Origin of the sequence: Pseudomonas sp. Snoq117.2 (assembly GCF_900110545.1) — a bacterium.
GTDB classification, from domain to species: Bacteria; Pseudomonadota; Gammaproteobacteria; order Pseudomonadales; family Pseudomonadaceae; genus Chryseomonas; species Chryseomonas benzopyrenica.
The window spans coordinates 138,524-164,472 of the sequence record NZ_FOED01000003.1; the positions used below are offsets into that span (position 1 = coordinate 138,524).

General features: G+C 62.2%; 24 protein-coding genes and 1 pseudogene. 14 read left to right on the forward strand and 11 right to left on the reverse strand.

What is annotated here, in order from left to right:
• Positions 1-302 precede the first annotated feature (302 nt).
• From purE to BMZ43_RS10080, 4 genes are all read left to right on the forward strand, one after another.
• On the forward strand, positions 303-797 hold the full coding sequence (purE, locus tag BMZ43_RS10065) for a 5-(carboxyamino)imidazole ribonucleotide mutase (protein WP_093253033.1): 495 nt from the start codon (positions 303-305) through the stop codon (positions 795-797).
• Entirely contained in the window at positions 794-1,876 is a 1,083-nt protein-coding gene (locus tag BMZ43_RS10070; protein WP_064307667.1) for a 5-(carboxyamino)imidazole ribonucleotide synthase, read from the forward strand. The genes purE and BMZ43_RS10070 overlap by 4 nt, the downstream gene beginning before the upstream one ends.
• 128 nt (positions 1,877-2,004) lie before the next feature.
• Positions 2,005-2,253, forward strand: coding sequence for a GlsB/YeaQ/YmgE family stress response membrane protein (locus BMZ43_RS10075; RefSeq protein WP_007160058.1), 249 nt, complete (start codon positions 2,005-2,007; stop codon positions 2,251-2,253).
• A 310-nt stretch (positions 2,254-2,563) separates the two neighbouring features.
• Complete coding sequence (locus BMZ43_RS10080) at positions 2,564-3,112, forward strand: DUF3299 domain-containing protein (protein ID WP_093253038.1); 549 nt, start codon at positions 2,564-2,566, stop codon at positions 3,110-3,112.
• Positions 3,113-3,208: 96 nt separating this feature from the next.
• Here the strand turns inward: BMZ43_RS10080 and BMZ43_RS10085 are convergent, their stop codons facing one another.
• Complete coding sequence (locus BMZ43_RS10085) at positions 3,209-3,586, reverse strand: glutaredoxin family protein (RefSeq protein WP_068384497.1); 378 nt, start codon at positions 3,584-3,586, stop codon at positions 3,209-3,211.
• Positions 3,587-3,727: 141 nt separating this feature from the next.
• On the opposite strand from BMZ43_RS10085, the gene BMZ43_RS10090 reads away from it, so the two are divergent.
• A complete protein-coding gene (locus BMZ43_RS10090) occupies positions 3,728-4,396 on the forward strand; it encodes a uracil-DNA glycosylase family protein (protein WP_093253042.1) in 669 nt (222 codons plus the stop codon).
• A 244-nt stretch (positions 4,397-4,640) separates the two neighbouring features.
• On the opposite strand, the gene drt3b is transcribed toward BMZ43_RS10090, so the two are convergent.
• The 3 genes from drt3b to radC form a co-directional block, all read right to left on the reverse strand.
• Complete coding sequence (gene drt3b, locus BMZ43_RS10095) at positions 4,641-6,635, reverse strand: antiviral reverse transcriptase Drt3b (RefSeq protein ID WP_093253045.1); 1,995 nt, start codon at positions 6,633-6,635, stop codon at positions 4,641-4,643.
• Complete coding sequence (drt3a, locus tag BMZ43_RS10100; RefSeq protein ID WP_093253049.1) at positions 6,628-7,851, reverse strand: antiviral reverse transcriptase Drt3a; 1,224 nt, start codon at positions 7,849-7,851, stop codon at positions 6,628-6,630. The genes drt3b and drt3a overlap by 8 nt, the downstream gene beginning before the upstream one ends.
• A gap of 117 nt (positions 7,852-7,968) precedes the next feature.
• On the reverse strand, positions 7,969-8,643 hold the full coding sequence (gene radC / locus BMZ43_RS10105; RefSeq protein ID WP_017639219.1) for a RadC family protein: 675 nt from the start codon (positions 8,641-8,643) through the stop codon (positions 7,969-7,971).
• Positions 8,644-8,778: 135 nt separating this feature from the next.
• Here radC and coaBC point away from each other — a divergent pair, with 135 nt between their 5' ends.
• The 4 genes from coaBC to argB all read left to right on the forward strand — a co-directional run bounded on the left by coaBC (position 8,779) and on the right by argB (position 14,034).
• Positions 8,779-10,002: a bifunctional phosphopantothenoylcysteine decarboxylase/phosphopantothenate--cysteine ligase CoaBC gene (gene coaBC / locus BMZ43_RS10110; RefSeq protein ID WP_093253053.1), complete on the forward strand. Its 1,224-nt coding sequence runs from the start codon at positions 8,779-8,781 to the stop codon at positions 10,000-10,002.
• Positions 9,995-10,450: a dUTP diphosphatase gene (dut, locus tag BMZ43_RS10115; RefSeq protein WP_068384508.1), complete on the forward strand. Its 456-nt coding sequence runs from the start codon at positions 9,995-9,997 to the stop codon at positions 10,448-10,450. The genes coaBC and dut overlap by 8 nt, the downstream gene beginning before the upstream one ends.
• Positions 10,451-11,662: 1,212 nt before the next feature.
• Positions 11,663-13,057: a phosphomannomutase/phosphoglucomutase gene (gene algC, locus BMZ43_RS26720; protein WP_197480243.1), complete on the forward strand. Its 1,395-nt coding sequence runs from the start codon at positions 11,663-11,665 to the stop codon at positions 13,055-13,057.
• A 74-nt stretch (positions 13,058-13,131) separates the two neighbouring features.
• A complete protein-coding gene (gene argB / locus BMZ43_RS10125) occupies positions 13,132-14,034 on the forward strand; it encodes an acetylglutamate kinase (RefSeq protein ID WP_093253062.1) in 903 nt (300 codons plus the stop codon).
• A gap of 61 nt (positions 14,035-14,095) precedes the next feature.
• Here the strand turns inward: argB and BMZ43_RS10130 are convergent, their stop codons facing one another.
• The 4 genes from BMZ43_RS10130 to pyrE all read right to left on the reverse strand — a co-directional run bounded on the left by BMZ43_RS10130 (position 14,096) and on the right by pyrE (position 17,034).
• A complete protein-coding gene (locus tag BMZ43_RS10130) occupies positions 14,096-14,947 on the reverse strand; it encodes an urea carboxylase-associated family protein (protein WP_093253067.1) in 852 nt (283 codons plus the stop codon).
• Positions 14,948-14,963: 16 nt separating this feature from the next.
• Positions 14,964-15,629: a GntR family transcriptional regulator gene (locus BMZ43_RS10135; protein WP_093253072.1), complete on the reverse strand. Its 666-nt coding sequence runs from the start codon at positions 15,627-15,629 to the stop codon at positions 14,964-14,966.
• Between the two features lie 143 nt (positions 15,630-15,772).
• A complete protein-coding gene (locus BMZ43_RS10140) occupies positions 15,773-16,369 on the reverse strand; it encodes a DUF4124 domain-containing protein (protein WP_068384510.1) in 597 nt (198 codons plus the stop codon).
• A gap of 23 nt (positions 16,370-16,392) precedes the next feature.
• A complete protein-coding gene (gene pyrE / locus BMZ43_RS10145) occupies positions 16,393-17,034 on the reverse strand; it encodes an orotate phosphoribosyltransferase (RefSeq protein WP_017639227.1) in 642 nt (213 codons plus the stop codon).
• An 80-nt stretch (positions 17,035-17,114) separates the two neighbouring features.
• Here pyrE and BMZ43_RS10150 point away from each other — a divergent pair, with 80 nt between their 5' ends.
• The gene (locus tag BMZ43_RS10150; RefSeq protein WP_007160046.1) at positions 17,115-17,894 is read left to right on the forward strand and encodes an exodeoxyribonuclease III; all 780 of its coding nucleotides are present in this window, start codon (positions 17,115-17,117) and stop codon (positions 17,892-17,894) included.
• 58 nt (positions 17,895-17,952) lie between these two features.
• Here BMZ43_RS10150 and BMZ43_RS10155 read toward each other — a convergent pair whose 3' ends face one another.
• From BMZ43_RS10155 to BMZ43_RS27320, 3 genes and pseudogenes are all read right to left on the reverse strand, one after another.
• A complete protein-coding gene (locus tag BMZ43_RS10155) occupies positions 17,953-18,381 on the reverse strand; it encodes a universal stress protein (RefSeq protein ID WP_017639228.1) in 429 nt (142 codons plus the stop codon).
• Between the two features lie 81 nt (positions 18,382-18,462).
• On the reverse strand, positions 18,463-19,050 hold the full coding sequence (locus BMZ43_RS27315) for a methyl-accepting chemotaxis protein (RefSeq protein WP_371099767.1): 588 nt from the start codon (positions 19,048-19,050) through the stop codon (positions 18,463-18,465).
• Positions 19,051-20,121: pseudogene (locus BMZ43_RS27320) on the reverse strand (PAS domain-containing protein); the annotation flags it as partial.
• On the opposite strand from BMZ43_RS27320, the gene glyA reads away from it, so the two are divergent.
• The 4 genes from glyA to BMZ43_RS10180 all read left to right on the forward strand — a co-directional run bounded on the left by glyA (position 20,038) and on the right by BMZ43_RS10180 (position 25,948).
• Positions 20,038-21,291, forward strand: coding sequence for a serine hydroxymethyltransferase (gene glyA, locus BMZ43_RS10165; protein ID WP_007160043.1), 1,254 nt, complete (start codon positions 20,038-20,040; stop codon positions 21,289-21,291). The pseudogene BMZ43_RS27320 and the gene glyA overlap by 84 nt on opposite strands.
• A gap of 78 nt (positions 21,292-21,369) precedes the next feature.
• The gene (locus BMZ43_RS10170) at positions 21,370-22,620 is read left to right on the forward strand and encodes a sarcosine oxidase subunit beta (RefSeq protein ID WP_064307693.1); all 1,251 of its coding nucleotides are present in this window, start codon (positions 21,370-21,372) and stop codon (positions 22,618-22,620) included.
• A gap of 11 nt (positions 22,621-22,631) precedes the next feature.
• Positions 22,632-22,931: a sarcosine oxidase subunit delta gene (locus tag BMZ43_RS10175; RefSeq protein WP_017639232.1), complete on the forward strand. Its 300-nt coding sequence runs from the start codon at positions 22,632-22,634 to the stop codon at positions 22,929-22,931.
• A complete protein-coding gene (locus BMZ43_RS10180) occupies positions 22,928-25,948 on the forward strand; it encodes a sarcosine oxidase subunit alpha (RefSeq protein ID WP_093253076.1) in 3,021 nt (1,006 codons plus the stop codon). Before BMZ43_RS10175 ends, BMZ43_RS10180 begins: the two co-directional genes overlap by 4 nt.
• Position 25,949 lies beyond the last annotated feature (1 nt).

The following is a 25,949-nucleotide window of genomic DNA, read 5'->3' on the forward strand; positions in this document are numbered from 1 at the left end:
CTAACGCGCCCGCTCTGCATTAATCGCGGCCATGGGCCGCTCCTACGGTAGGGGCTGCTGCTGTAGGAGCGGCCCATGGCCGCGATAAAAGCCAACCCCCTAACGCCACGCCCCACCCCAGGCCTCTGGCCCGTACCTTTCACCCCACACCACCACCCATCCCATGGGCGCCACAGCCTGTCCTGCAACCGACAGGCGATACCCGGCGCAGGAGCACGCTCCGCCCCGCTTTCGTCTATACTGTCCCGCTCATTTCCCAAGCCACGTCCGCCGCGTGGCTTCTTCATTTCAGAGGCACGACGATGAGCGCACTCGTAGGCGTGATCATGGGCTCCAAGTCCGACTGGTCCACCCTGAGCCACACCGCCGACATGCTGGACAAGCTGGGCATTCCCCACGAAGTGAAGGTGGTCTCCGCCCACCGCACCCCTGATCTGCTGTTCCAGTACGCCGAAGAGGCCGCCGGTCGCGGTATCGAGGTGATCATCGCTGGTGCCGGTGGCGCTGCCCACCTGCCGGGCATGTGCGCCGCCAAGACCCACCTGCCGGTGCTGGGCGTGCCCGTGCAGTCGTCCATGCTCTCGGGCGTCGACTCCCTGCTGTCCATCGTGCAGATGCCCGCCGGTGTGCCGGTCGCCACCCTGGCCATCGGCAAGGCCGGCGCCATCAACGCCGCCCTGCTGTCCGCCAGCATCCTCGGCGGCAAGTATCCCGAGTACCACGAGCGGCTGGACGCCTTCCGTGACGAGCAGACCCGCACCGTGCTGGACAATCCCGATCCGAGGGAGCAGGCATGAAGATCGGCGTCATCGGTGGCGGCCAGCTGGGCCGCATGCTCGCCCTGGCCGGCACGCCGCTGGGCATGAACTTCGCCTTTCTCGATCCGGCGCCGGATGCCTGCGCCGCCGCCCTGGGTGAGCACCTGCGCGCCGATTACGGCGACCAGGACCACCTGCGCCAGCTGGCCGACGAGGTCGATCTGGTGACCTTCGAATTCGAGAGCGTCCCGGCTGAAACCGTGGCCTTCCTCTCGCAATTCGTGCCGGTCTATCCGTCCGCCGAAGCCCTGCGCATCGCCCGCGATCGCCTGTTCGAGAAGTCCATGTTCCGCGACCTGGGCATCCCCACCCCAGCCTTCGCCGACGTGCTCTCCCAGGCCGACCTGGACGCCGCCGTGGCCCGTATCGGCCTGCCGGCGGTGCTCAAGACCCGTACCCTGGGCTACGACGGCAAGGGCCAGAAGGTCCTGCGTCAGCCGGAAGACGTCACCGGCGCCTTCGCCGAACTGGGCAGCGTGCCCCTGCTGCTGGAAGGCTTCGTGCCCTTCACCGGCGAGGTGTCCCTGGTGACCGTGCGCGGTCGTGACGGCGAGGTGGCCTGCTATCCGCTGGTACACAACACCCACGAAAGCGGCATCCTGCGCCTGTCGGTGGCCAGTTCCAACCACCCGCTGCAGGCCCTGGCCGAAGACTATGCCCGTCGCGTGCTGGAACAGCTCGACTACGTCGGCGTGCTGGCCTTCGAATTCTTCGAGGTCGAGGGTGGCCTCAAGGCCAACGAGATCGCCCCGCGCGTGCACAATTCCGGACACTGGACCATCGAAGGCGCCGAGTGCAGCCAGTTCGAGAACCACCTGCGCGCCGTGGCCGGCCTGCCGCTGGGCTCCACCGCCAAGGTGGGCGAGAGCGCCATGGTCAACTTCATCGGCTCGGTCCCGCCGGTGGCCGCCGTCACCGCCCTGGAAGACTGCCACCTGCACCACTACGGCAAGGCCTTTAAGGCCGGGCGCAAGGTCGGTCACGCCACCCTGCGCAGCGCCGATGCCGCGACCCTGCAGACCCGCATCGCCGCCCTGGAAGCCCTGATCCAGGACTGATGCCAGACGGCTTCCGCACACGGAAGCCGTTTTCCCCTGAACCTCGACGGATCACCGGTGGTCGGAGAGTACAACGACGCCTGCTGACCGGCGTTGTCTTACCAGCACTCAAACAGGGGATTCTTCACATGGGCATCATCGCAACCATCATCATCGGTCTCATCGTCGGCCTGGTTGCCCGCTTCCTGAAGCCGGGCGACGACAGCATGGGCTGGATCATGACCATCATTCTGGGCATCGTCGGCTCCGTGGTCGCCACCTACTTGGGCCAGGCACTGGGCATTTACCGTGCCGGTGAAGGCGCAGGTTTCATTGGTGCCGTGGTCGGTGCCATCATCGTGCTGTTCATCTACGGCATGGTGACCAAGCGTCGCTAAGAACGTGTTCACGATCTCGCGAGCTAGAGACAAACAAGGCGAAAATGGCTGAGGAAGCGGAGTTTACAAAGGGTAAATGAGCATTCCGAAGTCATTTTCAACGCCGTTTGGCCGACGCGCAGCAGATCGTGAATAGGTTCTAAGACGCCGCTTCGCCTCGGCGAAGCCAAGTAGCACAGCGTTTCCGCCCCTGGTGTCGCCCGTCGATCCAGGGGCTTTTTAATGGGCGAGGCTCTGCTTTGCGGCCTTGGGGCTGGACCCCTGACCTGGCGCGCCGCACACTCGGACTTTTGCGTCCGACCTGCCGACCATGCCCAGACTGCTCATTACCCTGCTGCTCGCCAGCCTGCCGCTGCTGACCCACGCCGCCAAGGGTGAACCGCCAGAAACCAATTGGCTCGATCTGCTCACCGCCGAAGATCGCCACGCCCTGGAGACCATGCCCGAGATCAGCCACAACAGCCCCGAAGCACCGGGCGGTTTCGGCTCGCCGGGCGGGCTCAAGCAGAAGGACAATGGCCTGCCCGAGGTGATGCACTCTACCCGCACCGTGGCCGCCCTGAATGGCAAGAACGTGCGTCTGGGTGGTTTTCCGGTGCCACTTGAGACCGACGCCAAGGGCAACTTCCGTGAATTCTTCCTGGTGCCCTATCCGGGTGCCTGCATCCACGTGCCACCGCCGCCGCCGAACCAGATCGTGCTGGTGCGCTACCCCAAGGGCGTGCCGCTACCTGACATCTACGAGCCCTACTGGGTCATCGGCACCCTGCACACCGAGGCGGTCGACAACGATCTCGCCGAAGCCTCCTACACCCTGGACGCTAGCAAGGTCCGCAAGGTCGAAGAAAGCGACCTCTAGCCCCGTAGGTTGGGTTGAGCGCAGCGAAGCCCAACACGCCAAGGCGTCAGCCTGAGCAACGCCGCCGCCTTGTCCATCCTAGTCGCTACCTGAACGTTACCCCGGCTGCCGCTCGCCGTAGCGCTGCTCCAGATAGGCGATGATGTCGTCCGACTCGTACATCCATACGCTCTGGCTGCCTTCGTCGATGCGCAGGCAAGGCACCTTCACCCGGCCACCGCCCTGTTCCAGCTCGGCGCGCAGCTGTGGATCCTTCTTGATGTCCTTGAGGCGGATCGGCAGGTTCAGCCGATGCAGCGCCCGCCGCGTCTTCACGCAAAAAGGGCAGGCCTGGAACTGATAGAGCGACAGATTCGCCAGCTCCGCCTCGATGGCAGCCTGAGCCTGCTCAGGGCGCTGGAGCTTGCGCGGCCGGGTCACCAGATCCAGGCCGACGATCACCTGGCCGAGGCCGTTGCGTAGCAGATTGATCAACGGGATTCACCTTGAGGGGTCGTTCGAGCCGGGCAGTTTACCCTATCGCCCCAGGGCTGCCGCTCCGCCAGTCGTTACGGAACGTCAACCGCCAGGCAGCGCTCTACTAGAGGGATTAATTCCTCGATGGAGAGCTGTTGCATGCCGCTGTCTTCCGCGAAGCGCGAAGCCTTTCGCCAGCTCGCTGCCGATCTTCCAGGTGTCGATCTTCCGGTCTATCAACAATTCGCCAAGGACCCGCTGGACCCCATCATCGGTCTGGGCGATCCCGATGCGCCCCTGGGCTTCTTCGGTCGCGATCCGGGGCGGGAGGAAGTGAAGTACGGCGAGCCCTTCATCGGCAGCGGCGGCCAGATCGCCCGCAAGGTCCTCTATACCCACCTGCACGGCCAGCCCCCGGCCGACTTCGAAGCCAGCCGCAGCCTGAGCCAGCAGTTCTTCTGGGCCAACACCGTACCCTACAAGCCGCTCGGCAACAAAGCCTGGTCGGAACGGGTGAAAAAGACTTTCCACCCCCTGATGCGTCGCCTGCTGGTGGAGCACTGGCACGGCACCCAGCTCATCACCTTCGGCCGCGAGGCCTTCCTCTGGTTCGGCATCGGCCAATCCAAGGAAGAGCGCGCCCGCCTGGAAGCCTTCTGGAAAAGCGAAGACCGCTTCGAAAGCAGCATCGAGGTCACCCTGGAAACGGAGGAGGGCACTCGCAAGACACTGACGCTCTATCCGCTGCCGCATCCGTCGCCGTTGAATCAGACGTGGTACACGAGGTTTCCGGGGTTGTTGGAAGCGCGAATAAGAAGTTTATTGTGATAAGAAACAGTTGTGGATAGAGCTGAAAAGGTAGGAAGGACGCACGGCTCATCGTGTGTCCATAGGCCTGTTTGGTCCTACAGTGCTAAGCCCTGTATCGCCAACATTGATGGCCTAGGTGCGCTTTTCGCATATTGCCGTCGATGTCGCTGACAGCCGTACGTTACTCTACGTGTTCGCATCTTGAAGACTGCTCTAGCCTGGGTCAAACTGACCTGCGCCTTCCTTTGTGTATCTTATGGCGTTAATAGGGCGTTCGCAATTCCTTTCTTCGCAATGCCAGTTGAAGGTCAGCCTTCTGATGCCATCCAAAAAACCAGCCTTTATTACCTACTTCTTCTATAAGGGACGCAGCTCGCGAGTTTATGTTCGTATTTGATATATGCCGTAATGCCAATTTGGCAATCTTTATTTTCGCGGGTTGGCTTACGTAAGGGCAAGAAAGTAGATCGAAAAAAGTGAATACACTCTCTGCGTATTCACCCCAGTCTCTACTTTCAAATTGCTTGGTTGAGTTTTCTATAGCAGCATCTATAACATCACTAAATTCTGCAACGTCCCCGGCGTAAGATAGCAAGAACATTAACTGAAAATAGTCTAATTTATCTGTCACTGAAATAGCGCCACTTGGCGATATTTCGAAATCGAAAACCTTTGAAAGCAATTCTTTACTATATAGATGTTCAATGCCAAAGTTCTGGATTACAAGCAAAAGGTTCATTACCTCAATTTTGTATTCCGGAAAATCGGTGCTAGCTTGGTATATTATTGATCGGCTTTCATCCACTATTTTTCTAATCAAAGTGGATTTAAGATCCAATGGCAAGCATTTTATGATTTTAGCTATTAAGAGAAGTATTTCAGATATTTGGTAGGTCTGCCTTACTCGCATTGTCATAGAGTAGTAGAAAAACAAAATTTCTATGACGGCGGTCAGAAAGAAGTAGAGCGACATTTCAACGCTACCCTTATCTGACTTTATCTCCTTTCCTTTTATGCGAGAAAGAAATTTTTTGAATGTGCCTAGAAAATAGTTCGCATTAGGGTCGTAAGAGCCAAGCTCACCGATGGCTCGCTTAATTGCGGCGATAGTTTGGACTACAGATTTTGAAGTGTTATCAATTTTGTTCAAATAAACGACAGTTTTTTCTTTCTGTTGTTCGCCTGTAGGCTCCTTTTTAAACTCAACATATTTACTAAGGAAGGCTGATATGGCTAGTGATATATTGTGGCGAGATATTGATATGCTTGTGATATATGGTCTCGAATGGTCTGTGGTTTTTGAGTTATTTGTGGCGAGCTTGTATTCAGTTAGTGCTTCGGGAATGATTCTCTTGATTCTTTCTTGAGTCTCGCTGTTGTTAGTGTATATAAAATAGTCGTCTACATAGCGCCTGATTGTGTAGTCTTGTTCGAGATGTAAATCCTGCTTTGCCGCTTTTTCTATAATATTTAAGTCTATTTTTTGCAATATTATTTCGGCGAATATTCTTGATACCTCAGGACCTATCAGGATTCCGGCAGTTTCGCCATGATTTGCATTTTGAAGTAATTTATCAAATTTGCTTTCGAAGGACGTGTCGTTAGTTTTGTGTAGCTTTGCATGGGATTTGCTCTTAACTGCCCAGGCGATTGTGTGAGTATAGATCCTATTAAAACAATCTGAGATATCCATCCTCGTGAGTGTTTTAAATTTTTTTTCCAATCTTAGAAATTCATGAGAGTCATAAAATTTGAAAAGTAGAGGGAATTTCCTATAGGCGAAATAGGATGTACCTGTTTTGGGGATTGATTCATATCCGTCTACTGCTTCAGCTTGTTGGGACCTTTTACTATGGTCGACATTGCTTGAAAGCACGCGCTCAACATAATAGCTAGCTATAGAACTCGGAGACCTAAGTGTTAATGGGCTTCTCTGACATAGCCCGATAATCAGATGGTCGTACTTAGAATAAAATAGGCTTGTTTCAATCTGCTGCGCCGGATGCATGACAGCTAGCTCACGCGATTCGTATGAATTTTTTTTGATTTTATACTTGTATGGCACTGTCACCTTTTTTTCAAAAATATCTAAACCATGTTCGCTTTTGAGTTTCGATATGATGCCGGATTTAATTGCCCTATATAGGCCATCATTTGAAAATAGCATGGGCACTTCGTATGGCAACGTTTCTGTAAGCAAAGCTCGGTATTCATCGTTTTTGCGAATCCTGATCTGTTTGCTTTCAATTCTAGACATGTGCCCAAACCCTTTTTATTTCTTGCAGGCGTTCCGGAGTAAATTGTCGAACAATTTTTTTCTCATACCCCGCCTTTAGGGAGATACTCATCAGCTCTCTACGCTGATTTACCGATAATAAAGGGCTCAACCTTTTTCCTAGGGATTTAGTTGAGCCACAGACGGCTTTGCGTAAAAAAACATCTATTGAAACCAAGTCACAGTGGCGCGTGCTATCAATCAAGAAGTTATTGAAATATACACCGGAATATAGGTTGCCTCTTTTTGAGTCTTTTCCAATATTATAATTGCTTGCAAGGAAAGTAAGTCTAGCCTTTAATAAGTCGTAATTTTTATTCTTACAATAATCAAATAAGGAAAGTGCTATTCTGGTTTTTATTTTTTTAATTTTCTTTGAGGACATACCGACTTGAAGCTTCGTTGGCTTATCTTTATTTGATGACGTGAATTCAAATTCGTATCCCAGATAAGTGACCTTTGAGCTTTTATCGCTCGCTTTCACCGGCCCTTTCACTGGATGATAAAGTGACAGTGTTTTAGCAGGCTGAAATGATAAGCCTTCAGGTAATTCTATACCAGGCAAAGATTCACCCGGCTGTTCGTGAAACAACATCAAGATGTCATCAACATATCGAGTGAAAAAATAGCAGCTAGAAAGCCTTCGACAGTTAGTGTCAAAGTCACGCATGTAAAGCTCAGAAATTGTAGAGCTCAGCGAAATTCCGCGAGGTAGACCAGATACCGAGCTTATCTCAGGCGAGGAAAAGAATTTTTCCAAAAGCCTCTTGGATTCATAAGATAGTCGGTGGTCTTTAATGATTGCTTCTACTGCTTTTTTCGCTGGTATCGACTCAAAAAACTTTGAAATATCGTATTTTTTTATCCAAAATTCCACCCCTTCATTCATTAAGATTTTGATTTGAGGAAGAACACTGTTGCGGTCTGTAACTTTTATATTAAAAACGCGCTTAATATTGTCGTTTAATTTTCTTAGCGCGAATTCGTCTGTCAGGTTTTGTGGGGATAAAACAATGCCATGAGACATCTTTTTTCTTTTAAAGCCTGAAAAGCTGAAGTCTTCACTTGCTAATTCTTTTTCGACAGTAATGAATTTATCCTTGAAGTCTTCTATTCCTGCCCCTAGCTCATATCTAAAAATGTCTTGTTTATTTAGTAAGCGTAAAAAATTCTTTGATGAAAAATGTTGATTTAACATTTTTTATGGTGATCTCATTTTTCGAGTTAGCGGCTATTGCATGCGTTATTCACTGTAGCGTCTTCTGAGAGTTTTGCCTAAAAAACGGAGATGATCCGTCTGATATGAAAATAAGCTTTACACATATCCTTTTTCCGCCATCGAAAGCGGCTCTCCATCCCCCACGATGAAATGATCCAGCACCCGCACATCGACCAGCGTCAGGGCGTCCTTCAGGCGTGTGGTGAGCAGGCGGTCGGCCTGGCTGGGTTCGGCGATGCCGGAGGGGTGGTTGTGGGTGAGGATGACGGCGGCGGCGTTGTGGGCGAGGGCGCGCTTGACCACCTGGCGGGGGTAGACGCTGGCGCCGTCGATGGTGCCGTGGAACAGGGCTTCGAAGGCCAGCACCCGGTGGCGGGTGTCGAGGAACAGGCAGCCGAAGATTTCGTGGGGTTCGTGGCGCAGGCGCGCCTTTAGATAGTCGCGGACCTGCTGGGGGCTTTCCAGCGCCGAGTCGCGCTTGAGGCCTTCGGCCAAGTGGCGGCGGCCCATTTCCAGCACCGCCTGCAGCTGGCTGTACTTGGCCGGGCCGAGGCCGAGGTGGGTGCTGAAGGCGGTGAGGTCGGCCTCCAGCAGGGCCCTCAGGCTGCCAAATTCCCCAAGCAACTGGCGGGCGAGATCCACCGCGCTTTTGCCGGTCACGCCAGTGCGCAGGAAGATCGCCAGCAACTCGGCGTCGGTGAGGGCCTGGGCGCCCTGTTCCAGCAGTTTCTCCCGCGGCCGTTCCTGGGCCGGCCAATCCTTGATGCTCATGGGCGCTCCTTGTCTGGCGGGGCGTCTGCGTCCTGCAGGCGCTGTGCTATCTTAACCGGATCATTCGCGGGTGCGCGCAGGCCTCGATTGGCCGTGCGATGCCCGTTCTAGACGGTTCGAGAACGGAAAGGCTATATGCAGCGGCTCCATCGTAAACGCATCGTGCTGGGCGTCGGAGGTGGCATCGCCGCTTACAAGAGCGCCGAGCTGGTGCGCCGCCTCAAGGATCAGGGCGCCGAGGTGCGGGTGGTACTGACCCGCGGCGGGCGCGAATTCATCACGCCGCTGACCCTGCAGGCGCTGTCCGGGCTGCCGGTGCACCTGGATCTGCTGGATCCGGCCGCCGAAGCGGCCATGGGTCATATCGAGCTGGCCCGCTGGGCCGATCTGGTGCTGGTCGCGCCGGCCACCGCCGATGTAATGGCGCGCCTGGCCCAAGGCGTGGCGGACGATCTGCTCACCACCCTGGTGCTGGCCACCGATGCCCGGGTCGCCCTGGCACCGGCCATGAACCAGGCCATGTGGCGCGATCCGGCCACCCAGGCCAATGCGGAGCTCTTGCGCAGTCGCGGTATCAAGCTGTTCGGCCCGGCCAGCGGTAGCCAGGCCTGTGGCGACGTCGGCCCCGGTCGGATGCTGGAAGCCACCGACCTCGCCCAGCTTGCCGCCGACTGCTTCCAGCGCCTCGACCTGACCGGTCGCCACGTGGTCATCACCGCCGGCCCGACCCAGGAAAACATCGACCCGGTGCGCTACATCACCAACCACAGCTCCGGTCGCATGGGCTTCGCCCTGGCGGAAGCGGCGGCGGAGGCGGGCGCCCGCGTCAGCCTAGTGAGCGGCCCGGTGCATCTGCCGACCCCCGATCGCGTCGAGCGCATCGACGTGATCAGCGCCCGCGACATGCTGGCCGCCTGCGAGGCGCTGATGCCCTGCGACGTGCTCATCGCCTCGGCGGCGGTGGCGGACTATCGCCCCGAGGTGATCGCGCCGCACAAGCTGAAGAAGGACCCCACCCGTGGCGACGGCCTGCTGCTGGAGCTGGTGCGCAACCCGGACATCCTCGCCACCCTGGCGGGGCGCCCGGATCGGCCCTTCAGCGTCGGCTTCGCCGCGGAAACCCAGAATCTGCTGGAGTACGCCCAACGCAAGCTGCGCGACAAGAATCTCGACCTCATCGTCGCCAACGACGTGGCCAATCCGGCCATCGGCTTCAACAGCCAAGACAACGCGGTCACCGTGATCGACCGTGGCCTGCACGAGATCCGCTTCGAGCAGACCAGCAAGGGCAAGATCGCCCGCCAGCTCATCGCCCTGATTTCCACCCATCTCAAAGATACCGCCCAGAACCATGCATAGCCTTCAAGCCAAGATCCTCGACCCGCGCCTGGGGCGCGATTTCCCGCTGCCGTCCTACGCCACCCCCGGCTCGGCCGGCCTCGACCTGCGCGCCATGCTGCAGGAGGAACTGGTGCTGGAGCCGGGCCAGACCGCGCTGATCCCCACCGGGCTCGCCATCCATGTGGCCGATCCGTCGCTGGCGGCGCTGATCCTGCCGCGCTCGGGGCTGGGTCATAAGCACGGCATCGTGCTGGGCAACCTGGTCGGCCTGATCGACTCGGACTACCAGGGCGAACTCATGGTCTCCTGCTGGAATCGCGGCCAGACCACCTTCACCGTGAGCATCGGCGAACGTATCGCCCAGCTGATGCTCGTACCTGTGGTCCAGGCGCACTTCGACATCGTCGAGAACTTTACCGAGACCGAACGGGGTACTGGCGGCTTCGGGCACTCCGGTACCCGCTGACGCCAAACATGCAAGGCGCGCCGTGACATAAAGGAGAAGAACGGCATGGCAAGGGGCAAGAACGGCAAGGATGTGCGCAAGATGGCCCCTCGGGTCGCGGGCTTGCCCGGCATGGGCGCGGGGCTGCTGCTGGCGCTCGCCGGTCTGCTGCTGGCCGCGCTGCTGCTGTGGTTCCTGGTGTTGCAGCCGCAGGGCGCGCGCAATCAGGAGCAGCAGGCGGACCAGGCGCTGCAGGCCCAGGCGGCCTCCCTCAATCAATTGCTGGTCGGCTTGACCCGCCGGCTGCAGGGCGTCGCCGGGGATGCCCTGGTGCTGCAGGCCTTGCAGGGCGATGACCCCGCGGCGCGTGCGGCGGCGGAAAGCCAGCTGCGCGAGCGACTGGGAGTGGTCGATGTCCTGGTGGTGCCGGCCGGCATGCGCCAGATCGAAGACGACCGTCCCGGTCCCCTCAACTATGCCGCGCTCGACTTGCTCAAGCGCCTGGAAAGCGGCCAGCGCACGCCGCCGGAAGCCTATCGCGTGGGCGACCGCTGGCTGGTCTACAGTGCCCAGCCCATCCGCCGCGGCGATCAGTTGCTCGGCAGCGCCGTGCTGGTGGAAGCGCTGCCGGCGGTGCTGCAGGGCTGGGCCACGCCGCCGGCGAATGTCGGCCAGTGGCGCCTGCTGCAGCAATTTCCCGGTGGCGGTGTGCAGGTACTGGCCAGCGGCGGCAGCCCCGGTGATCCGGCGCTGATGCGCCGGCTCGCCACCGGCAGCCCGCTCTGGACGCTGGAACTGGCACCGGCCGCCGAGGCCGGCGCCGATACCCCGGTGGGCCTTCCCCTGGTAGCGCTGCTGCTGGCGCTGTTCGGCGTGCTGGCGGGCTTTTGGCTGTTTTCCCGGGAGCTGTCACGCCGGCTCCGTGACGACGTCCGCAGTCTGACGGCCTATGCCGAGGAACTTGAATCCAATCAGATAGCCAAAAGCCCGACTTTGCGCCTGGCGGTAATGGAACCCGTGGCCAAGTCGACGGCCCGATTGGCCAGCCGATCGGCCGGGTCGTCGCCGGACCTATATGCTGCGGCACCTAGCGATGCCGTGGCCAAGACCCTGGCGGAGTTTGCCGACAGAGGCCGCGCTCAACAGAGCGAGCCGCTGTTCCAGACCACCGACATCCTCGATATCAGTATCCTCGACGAAGACCAGGATCTCCTGGGATTGGAGAAACCCCCGATGAGCACTACCCCGCAAGCCCCCCAACTCAACGCCAGCATCTTCCGCGCCTACGACATCCGTGGCGTGGTGGGTGACTCCCTGACCGCCGAAGCCGCCTACTGGATCGGGCGCGCCATCGGCTCGGAGAGCCTGGCGCGTGGCGAGCCCAACGTGGCCGTCGGCCGTGACGGCCGCCTGTCCGGCCCCGAGCTGGTCGCCCAACTGATCAAGGGCGTGGCCGACAGCGGCGCCAATGTCAGCGATGTCGGCATGGTGCCGACCCCGGTGCTCTACTACGCAGCCAACGTGCTCGAAGGCAAGTCCGGCGTCATGCTGACCGGCAGCCACAACCCGCCGGACTACAACGGCTTCAAGATCGTCATCGCCGGCGAGACCCTGGCCAACGAATCCATCCAGCGTCTGCGCGAGCGCATCGAGACCGGCGACGTGGCCAGCGGCCAGGGCCAGATCAAGCAGGTCGACGTGCTCAAGAGCTATGCCGACTACATCCGCAACGACGTGGTGCTGGCCAAGAAGCTCAAGGTGGTGGTGGACGCCGGCAACGGTGTCGCCGCGGTCAATGCCCCCCAGCTGATCGAGTCCCTGGGCTGCGAGGTTATCCCGCTGTTCTGCGAGGTGGACGGCAACTTCCCCAATCACCATCCGGATCCGGGCAAGCCCGAGAACCTGGAAGACCTGATCGCCAAGGTCAAGGAAACCGGTGCCGACCTGGGCCTGGCCTTTGACGGTGACGGCGACCGCGTCGGCGTGGTGACCAACGAAGGCAAGATCATCTATCCCGACCAGCTGCTAATGCTGTTCGCCAAGGACGTGGTCTCCCGTAATCCGGGCGCCGACATCATCTTCGACGTCAAATGCACCCGCCGCCTGAACAACCTCATCGCCGGCTACGGCGGTCGTCCCATCATGTGGAAGACCGGTCACTCGCTGATCAAGAAGAAGATGAAGGAAACCGGCGCCCTGCTGGCTGGCGAGATGAGCGGCCACGTGTTCTTCAAGGAACGCTGGTTCGGTTTCGACGACGGCATCTACAGCGCCGTGCGCCTGCTGGAGATCCTCAGCCAGGAGAAGCACAGCGCCCAACAGGTGTTCGATACCTTCCCGGTAGACATCTCCACCCCGGAGATCAATATCCAGGTGACCGAAGAGAGCAAGTTCGGCATCATCGAGACCCTGCAGCGCGACGCCCAGTGGGGCGATGCCCAGATCACCACCCTGGACGGCGTTCGCGTCGATTACCAGAACGGTTGGGGTCTGGTGCGTGCGTCCAACACCACGCCGGTGCTGGTGCTGCGCTTCGAGGCGGAAACCCTCGAGGAGCTGGAGCGCATCAAGACGGTGTTCCGCAAGCAGCTGCTGGCGGTGGAGCCGGATCTGAATCTGCCGTTCTGACCTCGGGTCAGCGGTAGCACAGAGGGCGCCTAGGCGCCCTTTGTCTTTTCTTAGTCGACCTTGAGAGGTGAGCCATGACCCTGAGCCGCGAGGATGCCTCGCACGTCGCCGAGGTGCTGTCCGAGGCGCTGCCCTATATCCGCCGGTTCGTCGGCAAGACGCTGGTGATCAAGTACGGCGGCAACGCCATGGAGAGCGACGAGCTCAAGGCCGGCTTCGCCCGTGACATCGTGCTGATGAAGGCGGTGGGCATCAACCCGGTGGTGGTGCACGGCGGCGGTCCGCAGATCGGCGACCTGCTCAAGCGCCTGTCCATCGAGAGTCACTTCATCGACGGCATGCGCGTCACCGACGCCCAGACCATGGATGTGGTGGAGATGGTCCTGGGCGGCCAGGTCAACAAGGACATCGTCAACCTGATCAATCGCCATGGCGGCAAGGCCATCGGCCTGACCGGCAAGGATGCGGGCCTGATCCGCGCCACCAAGCTCAAGGTCAGCCGGCAGACGCCGGAGATGACCCAACCTGAGATCATCGACATCGGCCATGTCGGCGAGGTCACCGGGGTCAACATCGACCTGATCAACATGCTGGTGCGCGGTGACTTCATCCCGGTCATCGCGCCCATCGGCGTGGGTCCGGACGGCGAGTCCTACAACATCAACGCCGACCTGGTGGCAGGCAAGGTGGCCGAGGCGCTCAAGGCCGAGAAGCTGATGCTGCTGACCAACATCGCCGGCCTGATGGACAAGCAGGGCCAGGTGCTCACCGGGCTGTCCACCGAGCAGGTCAATTCGCTGATCGCCGACGGCACCATCTACGGCGGCATGCTGCCGAAGATCCGCTGCGCGCTGGAAGCGGTGCAGGGCGGGGTGCAGAGCGCCCACATCATCGATGGCCGGGTGCCCAACGCGGTGCTGCTGGAAATCTTCACCGACGTCGGCGTCGGTACGCTGATTTCCAACCGCAAGCGCTGAGTGCTTTCGGTCGGACCCAGAAACGGCGCCCCAGGGCGCCGTTTTTCATTGCTGCCGGAACCTACTGTTCCCAACTGGCCTTGGGCAGGGTCACGCCGTGCTGGCCGTTGTAGGCCGCTCGCTTGGGCGATTCCCAGCCTTGCAGCAGCTCTTCCTCGACCCGATAGATCTCCACCCCCAGTGGACGGCAGACCTTGAGCGGGTCCTCGGCATCGGGCCCCCACATCGCCAGGGACAGATCGCCGCCCGGGCAGGTGGACAGGGCGCAGAGCACGTCGATCTCGGCGAAGAATTCCAGGTAGTCGCCGGGCTTGGCCGGGCAGGCCTTCATGAAGTACAGGTCGTCGTGGTTGAGGCCGGTGCACTGGAAGATGTTCAGCACATCGTGGACGTCGAATTCGGTGAGGCCGTGGGGCAGCACCGCGCGAGTCAGATTCGAATGGCAGTGGTGGTGGAAGTCCTCGCCGGTGAGCATCTTGTTGACGTAGGGGTCGCAGCGGGTGCCCAGCAGGTCATGCAGGCGGCCGCCGTGTTCGTCGATGCCATAGCTGGCCAGGCTGTCGTCGGTGATGGTCAGCAGCGGCCGCAGGAAGGGCAGGTTGGACCAGAGCCGGTCGTAGGTGCTGACGTGGGCACCCTGCAGTTGCCGGGTACGCGCGGCCCACATCCGTTCGCGCGGATCCTCGGCGTTCCAGACGTTGAAGTCGCCGACCTGAGGCCCGTGTGGGGTGGTGACGCGGAACAGATGGCCGGCGGGGACCTTCCAGGCGCGACCGGTACGGATCGGGATCTCGAATTGCTCGATCAGGGTGCGCCCGTCCTTGCGTTCACGCAGCCGATCATAGAAGGCCTGATCGACCTGCAGGGCCGAGCCCTGGGTGGCCTGGTAGGCGGCGGGGTAGTCCTTGTACATGGGGAGGTCTCCTCGGTCAGAGCGGCCTGGCTGCGCTGAGCAGATCCAGCAGCCGGTTTTCGGAATCGTCGAGATAGCTGGCCATCGCCTCGCCGGCCGCCTGGCGCTGTCCGGCGGCGAGCAGGTCGTGGATCTGGCGGTCGCGGGCTATCCAGGGCCGCTGGAAGTGTTCCTCGTCGGGCGCGAGGGAGAACAGCAGGCGCATCTGGGCGGCGACGGTGGCGAAGAATTCATCGAACAGCGGGCTGCGCAGCAGGCCGACGATGTGCTGATGGAAATGCAGGCCGTGGGTGCCGAGGGCGCGCCAGTCTTCCCGCGACTGCGCCAGTTCGGCGGCCTCCAGGGCGTCCAGCATCCGATCGGACTGGTATTCACGTAGCGGGCGGCTGGTGAGGATGGCCTGCAGTTCCAGGGTGCGGCGCACCTGGAAGAGGTCACGCACCTCGGCCAGGCCCAGGCGCCGTACCATCACCCCCTTGTGGCGCACATAGGTGGCCAGGCCCTCGCGATCCAGCTGGTGCAGGGCTTCGCGGATGGTGTTGCGCGAGGCGTTGTAAGCCTTGACCAGTTCACTCTCGACCAGCGCCGTGCCGGGCAGCAGGCGACCGCCGATGATGTCTTCACGCATTTCCAGCAGCAGCTGAGCCCCCAGGGGCAACTCGCCGGCGTCTTTACCACTCATGAATCTTCACGCCCGATTGTTCAACAATGTGTTGAAAACCGTTTAGCACGGTGCGTGCCAGAATCTAGCGTGAAAGAATCAAGAAGTTCGTCGCTACCCAGGTGGCGATGGCTAGATACGACCAGGTAGCGGATTCTGCAGGACTAGCGATTCGCGCCCTGAGCCGCTTCTAGTCGCTGCATGCGCGCACGGTCGGCGTCGAAGGCAGCGCTGGTGCTGCTGCGCAGCTCGTCGAAGCGCTGCAGATCGGCCTGCAGACGCACCTGATCGGCCGCCGCGGCGTCGAGGCGGGCCTGCAGATCGGCCGGGAGCGCCTGGCCGTTGCGTTGCTGTACCGCGGCCTGCTCCATGAGTTGGCTCTGCAACTGGCGCGTGGCCTCCAGGTTGGCCTTCTTGATCTGCAGCAGGCCGTCCAGCTCGGCCAGCTTGCGCGCCTTGGCGCGGTCGACGTCCTCGACATTGCTGTAGAGCCTGCGCAGCTGGCCATCGACCAGGGCCTGCTGGCGCTCGCGTTCACGGCGGTCGAGTTCGGCGGCGGGCAGTGCCGGGGCGACCTTGCGGATCACCCGGCCCTGCTCGTTGAGCACGTCGTAGCCCTTGCCGGCGTATTCCGGCGGCACGCCTTGGCGGTCGATGACCAGGGTGCCGTTGCGGTCCAGATAGCGATACAGCTCGGCCGCCTGGCCGGCCAGCGGCAGGGCGATGAGCAACAGACTGGCAGCGGCGCGACGTACGACCATGACCGTCTCTCCTGGGCTGACGACTAGATACCGTATTGAGCGCGATAGTCCTGGACGGCGGGCAGGTGACGCTTGAGCTCGGCGTCCTCGGCCAGGTATTCGAGCACCTGGTCCAGGGCGACGATGCTGAGCACCGGGATGCCATAGTCACGCTCGACTTCCTGGATGGCCGACAACTCGCCGCGGCCGCGCTCCTGGCGATTCAGGGCGATGAGCACCCCGGCCGCGCTGGCGCCCTGGCCGTCGATGATCTGCATGACCTCGCGGATGGCGGTGCCGGCGGTGATGACGTCATCGATGATCAGCGCCCGACCGGTCAGGGGCGCGCCCACCAGCAGGCCGCCCTCGCCGTGGTCCTTGGCTTCCTTGCGGTTGAAGCACCAGGGCACATCGCGGCCGTGGTGCTCGACCAGGGCCACCGCCGTGGCCGCGGCCAGGGGGATGCCCTTGTAGGCCGGGCCGAAGAGGACATCGAAGGGCAGGTTGGCCTGCACCAGCGCATCGGCGTAGCAACGGCCGAGCTGGGCCAGCGCCGCGCCGCTGTGGAACAGGCCGGCGTTGAAGAAATAGGGGCTGATGCGTCCCGATTTCAGGGTGAATTCACCAAAGCGCAGAACTCCGCGCTCGATGGCGAAACGAATGAAATTACGCTGATACGCCTGCATATAAGTCCTTGCGCGGCTTGTATTTAGCTAAACCGGTTTAGCTCGGGTATCATACATCCACGATTTTTTGGGGGCCATTTATGCGGATCATCAGCTTGAACGTCAATGGTATTCAGGACGCTGTGGAGCGGGGCCTGTTGCCCTGGCTTAAGGCGCAGAATGCCGACGTGATCTGCTTGCAGGATACGCGCGCCTCTTCTTACGACATGGACGATCCGGCCTATGCGCTGGAAGGTTACATCCTCTATGCCTGCGACGCCGAAGTGCCGTCCCAGGGCGGGGTTGCACTCTATACCCGGGTCCAGCCGAAGGCGGTGATCAGCGGCCTGGGCTTCGAGTCCTGCGATCGCTTCGGTCGCTACCTGCAGGCGGACTTCGACAAGGTCAGCATCGCCAGCCTGCTGCTGCCCTCGGGCAAGCGCGGTGACGAAGACCTGAACATGAAATTCAAGTTCATGGACGACTTTACCCATTACCTGAACAAGCAGCGCCGTAAGCGTCGCGAGTACATCTATTGTGGCTCGCTGTATGTGGCGCACCAGAAGCAGGACGTGAAGAACTGGCGTGACTGCCAGCAGATCCCGGGCTTCCTGGCCCCTGAGCGGGCCTGGATGGACGAGGTGATCGGCAACATGGGCTATGTGGATGCCCTGCGCGAAGTGAGTCGCGAAGGCGACCAGTTCAGCTGGTGGCCGGACAGCGACCAGGCCGAGCACCTGAACCTGGGCTGGCGCTTCGACTACAACATCCTTACCCCGGGTCTGCGCCGCTTCGTGCGGTCGGCGCGCCTGCCGCGGCAACCGCGCTTTTCCGAGCACGCGCCGCTGATCGTCGACTACGACTGGACCCTGAGCATCTGATCCACGCGGTGCCCGGAAACGAAAAAACCAGCCCAGTGGCTGGTTTTTTGTTGGGCGGCTATTTCACCAGGATCACCGGCAAGGGCACCTGGTGCACCACGCGATGGGCCACCGAGCCGAGCAGCAGGCCGCTGAGCGACCCCAGCCCGCGGGTGCCCATGACCACGGTGTCCACCTCCAGGCGCCGGGCCGTCTCGCCGATGGTCTCGGCGATGCTGCCGAAACCGACATGGGTCTGGGCCTCGATACCGGCTTCGAGCAGGGCCGGGCGCGCCCGCACCAGAATGTCTTCGGCCTTGTCCTGCAGGCTGCCGCGCCATTCGCGCAGGATGCGGTCGTCGAAGGGCGCGCCGTAGATCTCCGGCTCGTTCTGGACATTGAGCAGGTGCAGCTCCAGCGACAGCCCAGCCTTCACCAGGTCGAGGATGTAGCGCAGGGCGTTGTCGGCGCTGGGGGAACCGTCGTAGGCGACCAGGACATTGTGCATGGGGCATCTCCACGAGAGGGGTATGCCTTCATGCTAGACCCTGGTCGTCAGGGACGCTTGATCCCGATCAAGCCAGCGCCCTCAATGCCCCACCCAGTTACGCGCGCCCTTGGGAATCACCTCGGATTCGTCCAGCTTGCTGGCGAACATGCTCACGGCCTCCACGGCGTCGCTGGCACCATCGCGGATCTGCACGATCACCGCGCCGGCCTGGTCCGCCAGCTCGACACCCTTGGCCGCCCGACCCTGGGTGCTTTCCATGCTGGCGACCGCCTGCTGGGTTTCGCTGAGGATTCGGCCGATCATCTCGGCGATTTCCGCCGTGGCGCTGCTGGTGCGCCCCGCCAGCTGGCGAACCTCGTCGGCGACCACGGCGAAGCCACGACCCTGGTCACCGGCGCGGGCGGCCTCGATGGCGGCGTTGAGCGCCAGCAGGTTGGTCTGGTCGGCGATGCCGCGGATGGTGTTGACGATGGCGGTGATCTGCTCCGAGCGCTGGCCCAGCTGGCCGATCACCTCGGCGGATTGACTGACGTTCTGTGCGATCTCACGCATCTCGCCGGCCGCCGCCTGGATGATCTGGGTGCCGTGCTCGGCGACCTTCTCGGTCTCGGCGGAGATGTGATAGGCCCGCGAGGCGCTGCGGCCGTCGCTTTCGTGCTTTTCCACCCGCTCGCTGATGTCGCTGGCGTACTTGACCACCTTGTACAGCCGGCCGGTGGCGTCGTACACCGGGTTGTAGCTCGCTTCCAGCCAGATCACCCGGCCATGCTTGCCCAGGCGCTTGAACTGGCCGCGAAAGAATTCGCCGGCGTTGAGGCGGCGCCAGAAGTCGGCGTATTCGCTGCTGTTGACCAGGGCCGGCTCGCAGAACAGTCGATGCTGCTGGCCCTGGATCTCCTTCAGGCTGTAGCCCAGGGTGGCCAGGAAGTTGTCGTTGGCGTCCAGGATGCGTCCGTCCAGGTCGAACTCGATGCGCGCCAGGGCGCGGTCCAGCGCCTTGAGCTTGCTCTGGGCTTCGCTGTCGCGCTCGACCTGGGCGGTGACGTCGAGGGCGTACTTCACCACCTTGGCGATCTTGCCGCTGCTGTCGGGTACCGGGTTGTAGCTGGCTTCCAGCCAGAGGGTACGGCCCTGGGCGTCCAGGCGCTGGAAGGTGCCGGAGACGAAGTCACCGCGTTTCAGGCGCGCCCAGAAATCGCCATAGTCGCGACCCTGGACTACGGCGGCCGGGCAGAGTCGGCGGTGCTGCTGGCCGACCAGGGCGTCGGCGCGATAGCCGGTCAGCCGGAGAAAGTTATCGTTGGCGCGCAGGATGGTGCCGTCGAGATCGAACTCGATCACCGCCATGGAACGCTCCAGTGCCTGGGTCAGGCCCTGGTTGGCGTTCGCCTCGGCTTCCAGCCGAGCGATGGTCTTCTTTAGATGCGCATTGAACATGGCAGAACTCGCTGGCTGGGATAAAGACGTAGCCAGCCTATCGGCTCCAAGCGAGCCGACTTGAAAGGACCCGGCGAGCGGTGGAACACGGCGTCTGGACGGCTGTCGCAAACGCGCCGGCCCGGGGCGTAAACAGGCATCTTGGGGTCTGGGGCCGGGCCTACCATCGCGGCCAAGGGGGTGGTTTTCACCGCCACAGACTTTAGGAGCGCCGCGATGTTCAGCAAGCAGGACCAAATCCAGGGCTACGATGATGCGTTGTTCGCCGCCATGGGCGAGGAAGCGCGGCGCCAGGAGCATCACCTGGAACTGATCGCGTCCGAAAACTACACCAGCCAGCGCGTCATGGAAGCCCAGGGCAGCGTGCTGACCAACAAGTACGCCGAAGGCTATCCGGGCAAGCGCTACTACGGTGGCTGCGAGCACGTCGACAAGGTCGAGCAGCTGGCCATCGAGCGCGCCAAGCAGCTGTTCGGCGCCGACTACGCCAACGTCCAGCCGCACTCCGGCTCCCAGGCCAACTCGGCCGTCTACCTGGCGCTGCTGCAACCCGGCGACACCATCCTCGGCATGAGCCTGGCCCATGGCGGTCACCTGACCCACGGCGCCAAGGTCAGCTCCTCCGGCAAGCTCTACAACGCGGTGCAGTACGGCATCAACACCGACACCGGGCTGATCGACTATGACGAGATCCAGCGTCTGGCCGAAGAGCACAAGCCCAAGATGATCGTGGCGGGCTTCTCCGCCTATTCCAAGACCCTGGACTTCCAGCGCTTCCGCGACATCGCCGACAGCGTGGGTGCCCTGCTGTTCGTCGACATGGCCCACGTGGCCGGTCTGGTCGCTGCCGGTGTCTATCCGAACCCGGTGCCCTTCGCCGACGTGGTGACCACCACCACCCACAAGACCCTGCGCGGCCCCCGTGGCGGCCTGATCCTGTGCAAGGCCAACGCCGACATCGAGAAGAAACTCAACGCCGCGGTGTTCCCGGGCGCCCAGGGCGGTCCGCTGATGCACGTCATCGCCGGCAAGGCCGTGTGCTTTAAGGAAGCCCTGGAGCCCGGCTTCAAGACCTACCAGCAGCAGGTGATCAGGAACGCCCAGGCCATGGCTGGCGTGTTCAAGGCCCGCGGCTTCGACGTGGTCTCCGGTGGCACCGACAACCACCTGTTCCTGGTCAGCCTGATCAAGCAGGGCATCACCGGCAAGGACGCGGACGCCGCCCTGGGTCGCGCCTGCATCACCGTGAACAAGAACGCCGTACCCAACGATCCCCAGTCGCCCTTCGTGACCTCGGGTCTGCGCATCGGTACCCCGGCCCTGACCACCCGTGGCCTGGGCGTCAGCGAAAGCGAACGCGTCGCCGGCTGGATCTGCGACATCCTCGACCACCTCGGCGATGCCGATGTGGAAGCCCAGGTGGCGCGCCAGGTGGCCGCGCTGTGCCGCGACTACCCGGTTTACCGATAGTCGCCGCGCGCCTGACGCAACCCCTATCCAACCCCTTTTCCCCTCGCGGAAAGGGGCGTCGTCTGCAGGAGTCTCCAGATGCAACGCTATTCCGGCTTCGGCCTCTTCAAGCACTCCCTGAGCCATCACGAGAACTGGCAGCGGATGTGGCGTACCCCGACGCCCAAGCCGGTCTACGACGTGATCATCGTCGGCGGTGGCGGTCACGGTCTGGCCACTGCCTACTACCTCGCCAAGCAATTCGGCGTGAAGAACGTCGCGGTGATCGAGAAAGGCTGGCTGGGCGGCGGCAACACCGCACGCAACACCACCATCGTCCGCTCCAACTACCTGTGGGACGAGTCGGCGCACCTCTATGAGCACGCCATGAAGCTGTGGGAAGGCCTGTCCCAGGACCTCAACTACAACGTCATGTTCTCCCAGCGCGGCGTCTACAACCTCTGCCACACCCTGCAGGACATGCGCGATTCCGAGCGCCGGGTCAGCGCCAACCGCCTCAACGGTGTGGACGGCGAGCTGCTCGACACCCGCCAGGTGGCCGAGGAGATTCCCTACCTGGATTGCAGCAAGAACACCCGCTATCCGATCTTCGGCGCCACCGTGCAGCGCCGCGGTGGTGTGGCCCGTCACGACGCCGTGGCCTGGGGCTTCGCCCGCGCCGCCGACGCCCTGGGCGTGGACCTGATCCAGCAGACCGAAGTCACCGGCTTCCGCAAGCAGGACGGCAAGGTGATCGGCGTGGAAACCAATCGCGGCTTCATCGGCGCCCGGCGCGTCGGCGTGGTCACCGCGGGCAACTCCGGGCACATGGCCAAGCTCGCGGGCTTCCGCCTGCCGCTGGAATCCCACCCGCTGCAGGCGCTGGTCTCCGAACCGATCAAGCCCATCATCGACAGCGTCATCATGTCCAACGCGGTACACGGCTACATCAGCCAGTCCGACAAGGGCGACCTGGTGATCGGCGCCGGTATCGACAGCTGGGTCGGCTACGGCCAGCGCGGCTCCTACCCGGTGATCGAGCACACCCTGCAGGCCATCGTCGAGATGTTCCCGATCCTCTCGCGGGTACGCATGAACCGCCAGTGGGGCGGCATCGTCGACACCTCGCCCGACGCCTGCCCGATCATTTCCAAGACCCCGGTGGAAAACCTGTTCTTCAACTGCGGTTGGGGTACCGGCGGCTTCAAGGCCACTCCCGGCTCGGGCAACGTCTTCGCGGCGTCCCTGGCCTCCGGCGAGATGCATCCGCTGGCCAAGCCCTTCTCCATCGACCGTTTCCACACCGGCGCGCTGATCGACGAACACGGCGCAGCGGCCGTCGCCCACTAAGGAGCCCGAGCATGTTGTACATCCACTGCCCCCACTGTGGGGAATTGCGCTCCGAAGAAGAATTCCACGCCGCTGGCGAGGCGCACATCCCGCGTCCGCTGGATCCCGAGGCCTGCAGCGACGCGGAGTGGGGCGATTACATGTTCTTCCGCGACAACCCGCGCGGTCTGCGTCACGAGCTGTGGGTCCACGCGTCGGGTTGCCGCCAGTACTTCAACGCGACCCGTAACACCGAGACCTACGAAATTCTCGAAACCTATCCGATCGGCGAGCAGCCCCGCTTCACCGCCGAGCGAGGAGAGCGCACATGAGCCAGGTCCATCGACTCACCCAGGGCGGTCGCCTGGACCGCAGCCAGGCCATCACCTTCACCTTCAACGGTCAGACCTACCAGGGCTTCAAGGGTGACACCCTGGCCTCGGCACTGCTGGCCAACGGCGTGGACGTGATCGGGCGCAGCTTCAAGTACTCCCGCCCCCGCGGCATCGTCGCCGCCGGTGCCGAAGAGCCCAACGCCATCATGCAGATCGGCGCCACCGAGGCCACCCAGGTGCCCAACGTGCGGGCCACCCAGCAGGCGCTGTATCCGGGCCTGGTCGCCGCCAGCACCAATGGCTGGCCGAGCGTCAACAACGACCTCATGGGCATTCTCGGCAAGGTCGGCGGCAAGATGATGCCGCCCGGGTTCTACTACAAGACCTTCATGTATCCGCAGAATCTGTGGATGACCTACGAGAAGTACATCCGCAAGGCCGCTGGCCTCGGGCGTGCGCCGACCCAGGTCGATCCCGACACCTATGACAACTTCAACCAGCACTGCGACGTGCTGGTGGTGGGCGGTGGCGCTGCCGGTCTGGCGGCGGCCCTGGCCGCCGGTCGCAGCGGTGCCCGGGTGATCCTGGCCGACGAGCAGGAAGAATTCGGTGGCAGCCTGCTGGACAGCCGCGAGCGTCTCGACGGCGCCCCGGCCGCCGACTGGGCGGCCAAGGCGGTCGCCGAGCTGCAGGGCCTGGACAACGTGGTCCTGCTGCCGCGCGCCACGGTCAACGGCTACCACGACCACAACTTCCTCACCATTCACGAGCGGCTGACCGATCACCTGGGTGATCGCGCGCCCCATGGCCAGGTGCGTCAGCGCCTGCACCGTGTCCGCGCCACCCGCGTGGTACTGGCCACCGGCGCCCACGAGCGGCCGCTGGTGTACGGCAACAACGACCTGCCGGGCAACATGGTGGCCGGCGCCGTCTCCACCTACATCCGTCGCTATGCCGTGGCCCCGGGCCAGCGGCTGGTGCTGTCCACCAACAACGATTACGCCTACCGCGTGGCGCTGGACTGGCTCGAAGCCGGTCGCCAGGTGGTGGCCGTGGCCGATGCGCGGCCCAATCCGCGCGGTGCCTGGGTCGAGGAAGTGCGCAAGCGTGGCGTGCGGGTCATGGGCGGGACCGCCGTGAGCGAAGCCCGTGGCAACACCCGGGTGACCGGCGCCAAGATCGCCACCATCGACCTGACCGCCTTCCGCACCCTGGGTGGCGGCGAGTGGCTCGATTGCGACCTCATCGCCACCTCCGGCGGCTACAGCCCGGTGGTCCACCTGGCCTCGCACCTGGGCGGTCGTCCGCAGTGGCGTGAGGACATCCAGGCCTTCGTGCCCGGTCCGGCGCCGCAGAAGCGCGTCTGCGCCGGTGGCGTGAACGGGGTCTTCGCCCTGGGCGACGTCCTCGCCGATGGTTTCGAAGCCGGCGCCACCGCGGCGGCCGAAGCCGGTGCCAAGGTCGTCAGCGGTGAGCTGCCCCAGGCCGAATTCCGCCAGGAAGAGCCGAGTCTCGCGCTGTTCCAGGTGCCCCACGACAAGCCGTCGTCGCGGGCGCCCAAGCAATTCGTCGACCTGCAGAACGATGTGACCGCCGCCGGCATCGAGCTGGCCTGCCGCGAGGGCTTCGAGTCCATCGAGCACGTCAAGCGCTACACCGCCATGGGCTTCGGCACCGACCAGGGCAAGCTGGGCAACATCAACGGCCTGGCCATCGCTGCCCGCGTGCAGAGCAAGGCCATCCCGGAAGTCGGTACCACCATGTTCCGCCCGAACTACACGCCCATCACCTTCGGCGCCATCGCCGGACGGCATTGCGGCCACCTGTTCGAGCCCAAGCGCTACACCGCGTTGCACGCCTGGCACCTCAAGCAGGGCGCCCTGTTCGAGGACGTCGGCCAGTGGAAGCGCCCCTGGTACTTCCCCAAGGCGGGCGAGGACCTGCATGCCGCGGTCAACCGCGAGTGTCTGGCCGTGCGCCGTAGCGTCGGCCTGCTCGACGCCTCCACCCTGGGCAAGATCGACATCCAGGGCAAGGATGCGCGCGAGTTCCTCAATCGCGTCTACACCAACGCCTGGACCAAGCTGGACATCGGCAAGGCCCGTTACGGCCTGATGTGCAAGGAAGACGGCATGGTCTTCGACGACGGCGTCACCGCCTGTCTCGCCGACAACCACTTCCTGATGACCACCACCACCGGCGGCGCGGCGCGCGTCTTCGAATGGCTGGAGCTGTACCACCAGACCGAATGGCCGGAGCTGGAGGTGTACTTCACCTCGGTCACCGACCACTGGGCGACCCTGACCCTGTCCGGTCCCAACAGCCGCAAGCTGCTGGCCAAGCTGACCGACATCGATCTGGACAACGCCGCCTTCCCCTTCATGGCCTGGAAGGAAGGCCTGGTGGGCGGGGTGCCGGCGCGGGTGTTCCGCATCTCCTTTACCGGCGAGCTCTCCTACGAGATCAACGTGCCGGCCAACTACGCCATGGGCGTGCTGGAACAGGTGGTCGCCGCGGGCAAGGAATTCGACCTCACCCCCTATGGCACCGAGACCATGCACGTGCTGCGGGCGGAGAAGGGCTTCATCATCATCGGTCAGGACACCGATGGTTCGGTCACGCCCCAGGACCTGGGCATGGGCTGGGCGGTGAGCCTGAACAAGAGCTTCTCCTTCATCGGCAAGCGCGGCATGCATCGCGTGGACTGCGTCCGCGAGAATCGCAAGCAGCTGGTGGGCCTCAAGCCCCTGGATGCCCGCGACGTCCTGCCGGAAGGCGCGCAACTGGTGTTCGAGCGCAACCAGCCGATCCCCATGGACATGGTCGGTCACGTGACCTCCAGCTACCACAGCGCGACCCTGGGCTACGGCTTCGCCATGGCGATGGTCAAGGGCGGGCTGGGCCGCATGGGCCAGACCGTCTACGCCCCGCTGGCCGACGGCCGCTACATCGCTGCCGAGATCGTCTCGCCGGTGTTCTACGACCCCAAGGGTGAGCGGCAGAACGTCGCCTAAC

Bases quoted from the DNA above. Each gene is read 5' to 3' on its own strand.
- purE (WP_093253033.1), top strand. From the start codon at position 303: ATGAGCGCACTCGTAGGCGTGATCATGGGCTCCAAGTCCGACTGGTCC.
- BMZ43_RS10070 (WP_064307667.1), top strand. From the start codon at position 794: ATGAAGATCGGCGTCATCGGTGGCGGCCAGCTGGGCCGCATGCTCGCC.
- BMZ43_RS10075 (WP_007160058.1), top strand. From the start codon at position 2,005: ATGGGCATCATCGCAACCATCATCATCGGTCTCATCGTCGGCCTGGTT.
- BMZ43_RS10080 (WP_093253038.1), top strand. From the start codon at position 2,564: ATGCCCAGACTGCTCATTACCCTGCTGCTCGCCAGCCTGCCGCTGCTG.
- BMZ43_RS10090 (WP_093253042.1), top strand. From the start codon at position 3,728: ATGCCGCTGTCTTCCGCGAAGCGCGAAGCCTTTCGCCAGCTCGCTGCC.
- drt3b (WP_093253045.1), bottom strand. From the start codon at position 6,635: ATGTCTAGAATTGAAAGCAAACAGATCAGGATTCGCAAAAACGATGAA.
- drt3a (WP_093253049.1), bottom strand. From the start codon at position 7,851: ATGTTAAATCAACATTTTTCATCAAAGAATTTTTTACGCTTACTAAAT.
- radC (WP_017639219.1), bottom strand. From the start codon at position 8,643: ATGAGCATCAAGGATTGGCCGGCCCAGGAACGGCCGCGGGAGAAACTG.
- coaBC (WP_093253053.1), top strand. From the start codon at position 8,779: ATGCAGCGGCTCCATCGTAAACGCATCGTGCTGGGCGTCGGAGGTGGC.
- dut (WP_068384508.1), top strand. From the start codon at position 9,995: ATGCATAGCCTTCAAGCCAAGATCCTCGACCCGCGCCTGGGGCGCGAT.
- algC (WP_197480243.1), top strand. From the start codon at position 11,663: ATGAGCACTACCCCGCAAGCCCCCCAACTCAACGCCAGCATCTTCCGC.
- argB (WP_093253062.1), top strand. From the start codon at position 13,132: ATGACCCTGAGCCGCGAGGATGCCTCGCACGTCGCCGAGGTGCTGTCC.
- BMZ43_RS10130 (WP_093253067.1), bottom strand. From the start codon at position 14,947: ATGTACAAGGACTACCCCGCCGCCTACCAGGCCACCCAGGGCTCGGCC.
- BMZ43_RS10135 (WP_093253072.1), bottom strand. From the start codon at position 15,629: ATGAGTGGTAAAGACGCCGGCGAGTTGCCCCTGGGGGCTCAGCTGCTG.
- BMZ43_RS10140 (WP_068384510.1), bottom strand. From the start codon at position 16,369: ATGGTCGTACGTCGCGCCGCTGCCAGTCTGTTGCTCATCGCCCTGCCG.
- pyrE (WP_017639227.1), bottom strand. From the start codon at position 17,034: ATGCAGGCGTATCAGCGTAATTTCATTCGTTTCGCCATCGAGCGCGGA.
- BMZ43_RS10150 (WP_007160046.1), top strand. From the start codon at position 17,115: ATGCGGATCATCAGCTTGAACGTCAATGGTATTCAGGACGCTGTGGAG.
- BMZ43_RS10155 (WP_017639228.1), bottom strand. From the start codon at position 18,381: ATGCACAATGTCCTGGTCGCCTACGACGGTTCCCCCAGCGCCGACAAC.
- glyA (WP_007160043.1), top strand. From the start codon at position 20,038: ATGTTCAGCAAGCAGGACCAAATCCAGGGCTACGATGATGCGTTGTTC.
- BMZ43_RS10170 (WP_064307693.1), top strand. From the start codon at position 21,370: ATGCAACGCTATTCCGGCTTCGGCCTCTTCAAGCACTCCCTGAGCCAT.
- BMZ43_RS10175 (WP_017639232.1), top strand. From the start codon at position 22,632: ATGTTGTACATCCACTGCCCCCACTGTGGGGAATTGCGCTCCGAAGAA.
- BMZ43_RS10180 (WP_093253076.1), top strand. From the start codon at position 22,928: ATGAGCCAGGTCCATCGACTCACCCAGGGCGGTCGCCTGGACCGCAGC.